Below are 8,778 nucleotides of genomic sequence, written 5' to 3' on the forward strand. Positions count from 1 at the left end.
GGCGATTAAATTGACTAACCCGGCGATTGCCTGTGGATTGCCCGCGCCAATTTTCCCCAAACTTTCTGCCGCTTGCCTGCGGGTAAATTCAGATTCAGACTCGGCGATTAATTTGACTAACCCGGCGATCGCCTGGGTGCGTTCTGTTTCTCGCAGAACAGTTCTCGCGTCTGATTTTATCGGATCGAGAAAAGTCCGCCAATCTTGTTTTTCTTCGCTAAAATAACCAAACCCCCACCGCACAATTTGAGCAACAATCTCATCAGCCCGATCGCATTCCTTGAATTCAGCGATTCCGGCAGCAGCGAGAAAATAGGCGCGATATTCGTACAACCCCCGATCGCACTTGTCTCGGTTTTCCCATTCTCTGCATCCATCCTCAAACTCAACTAACCCCGCGATAAACTCCTCTTTCCGTTCCTTCGGTACATCTTTGCGCCCCAACCACAGCAAAATCGGTTGCTTCCACAGGGGGTCAAAGATGCGATAGGAATTTTCCGGAATTGGGCGATTGATATGAGTTCTGGGCAAGAAAAAATCCCAATCCTCAAGGCTTAACGCCGCGAAATATTCCTGAAACGTGGCGTGATAGAAAGCGTAAACCTTCTGTGTGTCGTCTTCTGCTGCTACTCCTACCTGATTCAACCAACCGAGTTGCAGCGCTAAGGCAAACAGAGACTTATCATCATCACAATCCCCCAGTACCTCACTCACAAACTGATGCCGCAGGCGAAACGGAGACGCGGCATCATCGATTCCTCGCCGCGCCAATTCTCCTAATGCGTCGTTAAGTTGCTGGCGCTGCTGTTCGGTGGTGGGGAAACGGTTCTGTTTCCACCGATAAATTTGCGGCACAAATCGTTCGTAGAGTGCTGCCTGAGTTTCCGGCAACCCTTCGGAGGTTTGCCAAGTGCTGCACAGCAGGGTCAACCGCAGGGGATTTTTCACCAAATCCTGTAGGCGCTGATATTCCGCTTTGGCTAATTCCTGGCGCAGGGCTTCCCCGTTGGCGGCGTCGCTGGGTTCAAACCACTTGCCGATAAAGGCTTCTACCTGGGTGGGATAGTCAAAATCCAGCATCCGATAGGTCTCGAACCCTTCCAAGGCATTCAGATCCGCTTCCCAGACATTTAACCGACAAGTGAGAACCACCCGCGCTGCGGCAATCCAGCCTTTCAGTTGGGTGGCGATTTGCTGCAGTGGCAATCCGGCGGTTGCTTTTGCTGTCGCCATCTCATCCACCCCATCCAGCAGCAACCACACTCGCCCGCTTTCCAGTTGCGCCAGAAACTCTTCTTGCACCTTCTGACTCAAGCGCGACGGGAGAATGGCTTGTTTCAGCCAAGTTTCCAGCAAATACTCGTCGTCCAGTTCTCGTCCCTGCAAGTCTGCCAAGGAGATCCAAATCGGCAATTCCTGGCGTTCCTCTAATATCCAATCGGCGATTTTTTGCAATTGGGTGGTTTTTCCCGCCCCCGGTTCGCCGATGATGGCAATCTGTCGCCCTTGGGTTTTGCCTTCCCCTTTGCCGAGGATATCGTGCAAAAAGCGATCGTGTTCAAAGCGCTGCTTTTCTTCATATCCGCTGGGTTCGTAGAGTTGCGAACCGTCTTCGGCGCGAGTCTTCCCCGGGCGTTTGTCGCGCTTGCGGCGTTCCACCAGCGCCAGGGGTACGTGAATGTCGTCGAGGTTAAATTTGATATCTTCGTTGGCGGCGAGGAGGTTGCTGGTGAGTCTGCTGTCTAGCATCATTTTGCAGACTTTGCGCCAGTCGATCGGGGGAGTTGGCTTAACCGGATCCCGTTCCGGCGACTTCACTCATATATTAATGTTGTTTGTCTGGGTGTTGATAGTCCCTTGATTTACAACTCCAATTTTTTCGGCCAGTTTTGCCAAATTTTGAATGGTTGGCGGCTGAGATTGTAGAGTTTCTCTAATTTTTTGGATTTCCGCTGCCAATTCTGGATGTGCCTGGGCCTCAGTTGCCACTTGCTCAACGGCTTCCCGGATTTCTGGGTTTTCCTGGACGGCAGCTTTTAATTCCAGCACTGCTTCACCATAATCCATTGGTTGTTCGTTAGCCCCTTCTATAGCAGCCGCTAGTTGGGGTTGTTTGGCTTGGAGTTGTTGCCGCAAATTATTAGCTGCCTCAAGGAGATTTTCTCCTATCTTTGCAAGTGTTCCTTCACCAATTTTAGTTATCGCCCAAGTGCCGATCGCTGCCAGTTCTACGGGTTCCATAGCTTTATCTGTAACAATCTCAGGATATTAGAAGCATTGCCCAATTCTAGCAGATCCTTAATCTCTAAACAAGCGCCGGTCCCACAGCGATTTAATATGGTGGGCAAGGGTTGCGCGAGCAAAAGCAACACCCGCAGGGGGATTTTAATCCCTGCCGGATCGAGGGGTCTACTACAAGGGTTGTGGGATAATGTTTTCAGTCCCCGTCTCAATTAACGCGACCCCACGCCGAAGCGATCGCGTAAGGTGCGTGACCCCCTAAAAGACGGGATTAATCGCGTTTCTACAAGGGGTCACATGAACCCGACCCCTGGGGGTCACGCACTGCGCTTTAAGTTTCCAAACACTGGGCGATCGCCTTTGGAATTCTTCCGATTAATTCCTTCAGGGATTTGGCTTGAGTATGCTTCTGTGGGGTGAGGGAATGTACCCCAGGCACGAAAAAAAATCGGGCAGAGGACTTGACAAAAGCGAAGATATGTGGTAATAGTAAGAGGCTATTCCCCAATCCCGCGCGGCCTTGCCTGTTGCCTCCGGTTCTAGCAAGCGCGATTCGCGAAGATTTTTGTCAGGATTAAATTAAACCACGGTCCTCGAAGAGCTGAAAACCTGTACTATTGTTTCAAGGCGGTACTGTGCCCAATCGCAAATTATTGATTTCGTTATTAGTCGCGCTGGGATTGTGCAGCGTGGCGGCACCTGTCGCGGGACAGGCATTAATTCCCCATACCCTGCAACTGGATGCAGAACAGTTAGAGCAACAAGGCTTGATGCTTGCCGAAGAAGCGGCGCAACTGGCGAGATTCCAGCAATTCGAGCTAGCCTTACCCAGAGCGGAACTGGCGACGCAACTCGCGCCGAATAATCCGCAAGCCTGGGCGATTTTAGGGAGTTTGTACTTACAAGCGCAAGACCTAGAGCGCGGAGTGAACGCCCTGCAAAGAGCCAGAACCCTGGATCCAGAGAATCCGGCGGTGTGGTTTGCGTTGGGGTCGGCGTACTTTCAGCAGCAGGAATATCAAACGGCGATCGAGCAACTGAAAGAAGGCTTAACCTTAAAACCGGACGTACCGGGAGCGTTATTCGATTTAGGGAATGCCTATTACATGCTCGAGGAGTATGGCGAAGCGATCGCCGCTTACGAAAAAGCGATCGAGCAAGACGAGCAATTTTGGCCGGCAATCAACAACATCGGCTTAGTCAAATACGAACAAGGCGACGTAGACAAGGCGATCGAGCGGTGGAAGACAGCGGCGCAAATCGACGCTGACGCAGCGGAACCGCAACTAGCGATCGCGGTAGCGATGTACGCCCAAGGAAAGCGAGAGCAAGCATTAGCGCGAGGAGAAGAAGCCCTGCGCCTCGATCCGCGCTATGCCGATCTCGACTTTCTCAAAGAAAACCTGTGGGGCGATCGGCTGCTAGCGGACACCCGCAAATTCTTAGCCACCCCGAGAATGCAAGCCACCCTAGCACAACTGCAGGATGCGCCCGCCCCCGTCAACCGTGCCCCTTAACCGGCACTACAGCCAGACCCCTACTCGGCTATCATCCTAACTCCAGAGGGACAAAGCGGACCGGTAAGACCGGCGTCAACCGCACCCACATCCCGCATATGGAAGGCTAAAGCCGGTGGCCATTGGGGGGATAAACCCCCTGGCTCCACGGTTTCACAAGCGCGATCGCGAACCCTCACAGACCCGATCCTAGGCCATAGAACCCCCCGGATAGACTCATTCTTCCTTCGGGAGGAGGGCCGAGATTTGGTCAACGAACTCTTGGTGGTCCACCACCGGCTTAGAAATATACCCATCCGCCCCACTCTGTTCGAGAAAGGTTTCTTTATCCCCCGCCATTGCATGGGCCGTCACCAGAATAATCGGCAAATTCGCCGTTTGCGGGTCAGCCTTCAACATCTGGGTAATCTTGATGCCATCCACAGCCTTCCCCTGATAAACGCTGCGCGAGAGCGACACATCCATCAGAATCACGTCAGCTTCTCCCGCATGGGCAATTTCCATCACCTCTTCCACATTTTCGGTATGCTTGACGTTAAGCCCCCCGCGTTTACTGAGGATTTTCGAGAAAACGCGAGCGTTGACCAAATCGTCCTCCACAATTAGAACGGTTCTCATATGCCTTTCCTTTTGAGTTAATCGAATAGTGTACTCATCGTCAGACTGTCAGGTTTGATAGTACGCTGACAAAGTGTCCCTCGATCTACTATTCGCTCAGAATAGCGTCATTAAGCGCAAAACAGCAGGACACAATTGGAAGTTGGTTTGGTAAGGAACGAAACTCATGGCTAAACAGTTAAACCTTCTGTCCACCGGACAGGTGATCCCGACTGCGTTGCATACGGAGATGCAGCAGTCCTACCTTGAATATGCCATGAGTGTCATCGTTGGGAGGGCGTTACCGGACGTCCGAGATGGCTTAAAACCCGTCCACAGGCGTATTTTATACGCCATGCACGAACTGGGTCTATCACCCGATCGCCCCTACCGCAAATGCGCCCGGGTGGTGGGAGACGTGTTGGGGAAATATCATCCGCACGGAGACCAAGCGGTTTACGATGCGATGGTACGGATGATCCAAGACTTCTCCAGTCGGTATCCCCTCCTGGCAGGTCATGGCAATTTTGGGTCTGTGGATAACGACCCACCCGCAGCAATGCGATACACCGAGACGCGCTTAGCCCAAATCGGTCAGGAAGGGTTGCTGCGCGAAATTGGCGAAGCGACGGTAGATTTCATCGGCAACTTTGACAATTCCCAGCAAGAACCATTAGTCTTGCCGGCGCAACTCCCCATCCTATTGCTCAACGGCTGTTCGGGGATTGCGGTGGGAATGGCAACCAACGTCCCCCCACATAACCTGGCGGAGGTGGTGGATGCTTTAATCGCCTTAATCGACAGCAAAGAACTCTCAGACGAGAAATTATTCGACCTCATCCCCGGTCCGGACTTTCCCACCGGGGGAGAAATCATCGACACCGAAGGGATTCGCACCGCCTACAGAACCGGACGGGGGATTATCCCTTTGCGGGGGGTGGCGCAGATCGAAGAAATCCAAGGGGGACGGGGACGACACCGCCGTACTGCCATTGTAGTCACCGAATTGCCGTTCCAGGTGAATAAAGCCGGCTGGATCGAAAAAGTGGCGGATTTGGTGAATCACGGTCGCCTGCAGGGCATTTCCGATATCCGCGACGAGAGCGATCGCGAGGGGATTCGCGTGGTCATCGAACTCAAACGGGAAACCAACCCGGAAACCCTTCTGCAACAGTTGTACAACCAAACCCCGTTGCAAAGTAACTTCGGCGCTATTCTCCTAGCCCTCGTAGACGGTCAACCGCGCCAACTGTCCCTGCGCGAGATGCTGCAAGAGTTCTTAAAGTTCCGCGAACAAACCCTCAATCGCCTTTACCAACACGAACTCGAACAAACGGAAAATCGGCTAGAGTTGGTGGAAGGATTGCTGGTGGCGCTCAACGAACTCGACACCCTGATCGAAATTTTGCGAAATTCTGCCGATGGAAGCAGCGCCAAACAAACCCTGCAAGGTGAGCTAGACTTCAGCGAAGCACAAGCCGATGCAATTTTAGCCATGCCAATGCGCCGGATTACCGGCTTAGAACGGGAAAAATTGCAGGAAGAAAGAGGGAATTTGACAAAGCGGCGCGAAGAGTTGCAGCGATTGCTCGGCGATCGCCGCGAATTGCTCAAAGCGCTGAAAAAAGAGCTGCGATCGCTGAAGAAAAAATACGGCGATGCCCGTCGCACTCGGATTTTCACCGTCTCGGAAACCAAAGAAGCGGTGGTAGTGGCTTCTGCTTGCGCCACCACCCCTACCAAAACCAAAAGCAAGAAAGGCAAAAAGAAACAAAAGGCAGAAGAAGCCCCCTCTCTGCCTTTATTTCCCGCCGAACCGGAACCGGAAGAAACGGTCCTGGAATTTACCCACCGAGGTTACGTGCAGCGCCTCTCTCCCGCCACTTACGAACGACAGCAGCGCGGGGCCGATACCGACTCGCAGTTTCAGACCCTCGAGGAGGGTGAGGACTTTACCGTGCAGACTCAGGTGGCCTTCACGGACCAAGATGTGCTGATTTTAACCCGCAATGGCAAGGCATATTCGATTAAGGTGGGGGATATTCCCCTGAGCAAGCGCGTGGGGTCGAATAAACGACCGTTTGTCAGTTTGTTCCCGCCAGCAGTACAGGGAGACCCGGAGGCGATCGCCACTCAGTTTATTCTGTCGGATTATCCCGAAACTCTAGACCTGATTTGTCTCACCAAGCGCGGACGAATTAAGCGCCTTCCCCTGTCGGAGTTTTCCAACCTGACGGCGCGGGGCCTGACGGCGGTGAAGCTCAAGGAGGGGGATTCGTTGGTTTATGCGAATTTGGCGACCGCCGGTCAAGAGCTAGTTATGGCCACCTCCGGGGCACGGTTGTTGCGCTTTACCATCCAAAATGACAATCTGCCCATCACCAGTCGCACGACTTTGCCTCAGCAAGCGTTACGATTGGGTAAGGGGGAGAGTCTGGTCGGCTGTGTGGCCCTCAGCGCGTCGGATAATCTGTTGCTGGTCTCTAAGTTGGGATACGCGAAACAGTTATCCGTCCATCACGTGCGCCGCGCTAAACCCGGGGATTTGGGCACCCAGTCCATGACCTTTAGCGCCAAAAGCGATAACTTGATGGGCATGGTGGCGGCGCTTCCGGATAGTGAGGTGAAGCTGCTCACCAGTAGCGATCGCTTGCTGAAGTTGCCGATTGATTCCGTGCGCGTCAAGCGCAAGGATGATAAGGGCACGCGCTTGCCCACGGTTAAAGGCAAGGAAACCATCGTCTATCTCAACGTTTCTTCCACAGACCCCCAACAGTACGTCTGAACGGTGCTTCCCAAGCACTCTCACAAGTCCGGGGGAATCGGCAAAATTCGCCTGTTTTATCCGCCTAAATTTGCCGTTTCTCCTCCCCCTGACTCTGGATAAATTCTATCGCCTAAATTCTCTATCCTGATGACCGAGGTTTTTTTCGGAGCAAAACCATGAAACTGAATCTGAATGGATATGTTTTCCAAATCGAGTTAGACTTCTGGGAACAACTTTTGGCGTTTAATCTGGAAAATAAGTTCGACATCCCCCTGTCGCATATTGCCAAAATTACCGCCGAAGAACCCCCAAGTCACTGGGCAGAAATCCGCGTCCCCGGAACCTATTTCCCGGGACTTATCAAAGCGGGAACTTACTACACGCCCCGGGGAAAAGAATTTTGGTTCGTCACCCGCGATAAGGATTATTTGGTCCTGGAACTGCGGGAAGAACCTTATCAAAAGATGGTGTTCACCGTGGATGACAATCAATATTGGATCGACAAAATTATCGCACAAATTCAACCGCAACCCACCGAGGAATAAATTCCTCTGTTTGTGGCGCTTTAGTTGGGGTTTAAATAACCCGAAAGCGCCACAATTGACGATTGGGTTTGGGTGGATTATCCGCCACTGACTGGCGGAATTAATACGACTTCATCTCCCGGTTGCAAGCGGGTGTCGGGAGAGACGAAATTGAAATTGATGCCAAACCGGGTGATGTCGCGCCACCGTTCTAGTTCCGGGTGTTCGGCAATTAAGCGATCGCGCACCGCCCGCACGGGGGTATCTGGGGGAAATTCTAGCACTAATTCCGGCACGCCTAACGCTTCTTGATAGGCGGCGAATAGTTTGACGGTGACGGGAATGGAAGATTCACTCATCGTAAGGGCATGGTAAAGATTGCTGATGTTAATACGATACACCGCTTTGGGGTGAGGGGTGGCTTTGGGGGCGATCGCGATTCGGATGCAGTGGCTTATAATGAGGCTACTATAGCGCTTAGGGATGGGATAGTGATGAAACAGATAAGCAAAGAACACATTGAAATTACTCCCGGCGTGCGAGGTGGTAAACCCCGGATTGCTGGCACTCGAATAGCTGTAGAAGACATTGTGGTGATGCATCTGAAGATGGGACAATCTCCCCTGGAAATTGCGAGTAAATACGATTTGCCTCTCGCTTCAGTTTATGCAGCAATGGCTTACTATTATGACAATCGAGAACAAATCGATCGCCGCATCGAGGAAAACGAAGCATTCTTCGAGGCATTTAAGCAGAATAATCCCGGGCGGTTAGAAGAAAAATTGAGGAGACTCAGGGTTGAGTGAGCGAATTGGCTTTCACTTAGACGAACATATTGACTCGAGTATTGCTGTAGCCTTGCGTCGTTACGGCATTGACGTCACGACAACCGTTGAAGCAGGATTGCGTACTTAACCTGATGAGGTACAGTTTGCATTTGTTTGTCAAGAACAGCGAGTGCTGGTCGCTCACGATTCCGATAACGGGCGATCGCTAACCGAACTCGGGACTATCCTGGTATTGCCTATTGCAGACAGGGCACTCGTTCAATTGGGGAAGTCAGGGACTCCGTAGAAACCAACCCCATGTCTAAAGCCAGGGGCTTGTACTTCTAACCACCTGACCAGCCTAA

General features: G+C 52.3%; 8 protein-coding genes. 4 read left to right on the top strand and 4 right to left on the bottom strand.

Annotation, left to right across the window (positions count from 1 at the left end):
• The coding region (locus LKK83_RS25475) for an NACHT domain-containing protein (RefSeq protein WP_324634254.1) at window positions 1-1,752 on the bottom strand (1,752 nt) is incomplete at its 3' end.
• Window positions 1,753-1,818: 66 nt separating this feature from the next.
• Complete coding sequence (locus LKK83_RS25480) at window positions 1,819-2,241, bottom strand: hypothetical protein (RefSeq protein ID WP_324634255.1); 423 nt, start codon at window positions 2,239-2,241, stop codon at window positions 1,819-1,821.
• Window positions 2,242-2,876: 635 nt separating this feature from the next.
• On the opposite strand from LKK83_RS25480, the gene LKK83_RS25485 reads away from it, so the two are divergent.
• On the top strand, window positions 2,877-3,758 hold the full coding sequence (locus tag LKK83_RS25485; protein ID WP_324634256.1) for a tetratricopeptide repeat protein: 882 nt from the start codon (window positions 2,877-2,879) through the stop codon (window positions 3,756-3,758).
• A gap of 216 nt (window positions 3,759-3,974) precedes the next feature.
• Here the strand turns inward: LKK83_RS25485 and LKK83_RS25490 are convergent, their stop codons facing one another.
• Window positions 3,975-4,376 (bottom strand): response regulator, encoded by a 402-nt coding sequence (locus LKK83_RS25490; protein ID WP_324634257.1) that lies wholly within the window; start codon window positions 4,374-4,376, stop codon window positions 3,975-3,977.
• 166 nt (window positions 4,377-4,542) lie between these two features.
• Between LKK83_RS25490 and LKK83_RS25495 the strand changes: the two genes are divergently transcribed.
• Window positions 4,543-7,140: a DNA gyrase/topoisomerase IV subunit A gene (locus tag LKK83_RS25495; protein ID WP_324634258.1), complete on the top strand. Its 2,598-nt coding sequence runs from the start codon at window positions 4,543-4,545 to the stop codon at window positions 7,138-7,140.
• A 158-nt stretch (window positions 7,141-7,298) separates the two neighbouring features.
• The gene (locus LKK83_RS25500) at window positions 7,299-7,667 is read left to right on the top strand and encodes a hypothetical protein (protein WP_324634259.1); all 369 of its coding nucleotides are present in this window, start codon (window positions 7,299-7,301) and stop codon (window positions 7,665-7,667) included.
• Window positions 7,668-7,744: 77 nt separating this feature from the next.
• Here the strand turns inward: LKK83_RS25500 and LKK83_RS25505 are convergent, their stop codons facing one another.
• Window positions 7,745-8,005 carry a MoaD/ThiS family protein gene (locus LKK83_RS25505; RefSeq protein ID WP_324634260.1) on the bottom strand — a complete coding sequence of 87 codons (261 nt, stop codon included), beginning with the start codon at window positions 8,003-8,005 and terminating at the stop codon, window positions 7,745-7,747.
• 9 nt (window positions 8,006-8,014) lie between these two features.
• Here LKK83_RS25505 and LKK83_RS25510 point away from each other — a divergent pair, with 9 nt between their 5' ends.
• Entirely contained in the window at window positions 8,015-8,452 is a 438-nt protein-coding gene (locus LKK83_RS25510; protein WP_324634262.1) for a DUF433 domain-containing protein, read from the top strand.
• The last annotated feature ends 326 nt before the right edge of the window (window positions 8,453-8,778 follow it).

Origin of the sequence: Phormidium sp. CCY1219, assembly GCF_035615515.1 — a bacterium.
In the GTDB taxonomy this organism is placed as follows: Bacteria; Cyanobacteriota; Cyanobacteriia; order Cyanobacteriales; family Laspinemataceae; genus CCY1219.

Excerpts from the sequence above, each read along its gene's own strand:
- LKK83_RS25480 (WP_324634255.1), bottom strand. The coding sequence starts at position 2,241 with ATGGAACCCGTAGAACTGGCAGCGATCGGCACTTGGGCGATAACTAAA.
- LKK83_RS25490 (WP_324634257.1), bottom strand. The coding sequence starts at position 4,376 with ATGAGAACCGTTCTAATTGTGGAGGACGATTTGGTCAACGCTCGCGTT.
- LKK83_RS25495 (WP_324634258.1), top strand. The coding sequence starts at position 4,543 with ATGGCTAAACAGTTAAACCTTCTGTCCACCGGACAGGTGATCCCGACT.
- LKK83_RS25500 (WP_324634259.1), top strand. The coding sequence starts at position 7,299 with ATGAAACTGAATCTGAATGGATATGTTTTCCAAATCGAGTTAGACTTC.
- LKK83_RS25505 (WP_324634260.1), bottom strand. The coding sequence starts at position 8,005 with ATGAGTGAATCTTCCATTCCCGTCACCGTCAAACTATTCGCCGCCTAT.
- LKK83_RS25510 (WP_324634262.1), top strand. The coding sequence starts at position 8,015 with ATGGTAAAGATTGCTGATGTTAATACGATACACCGCTTTGGGGTGAGG.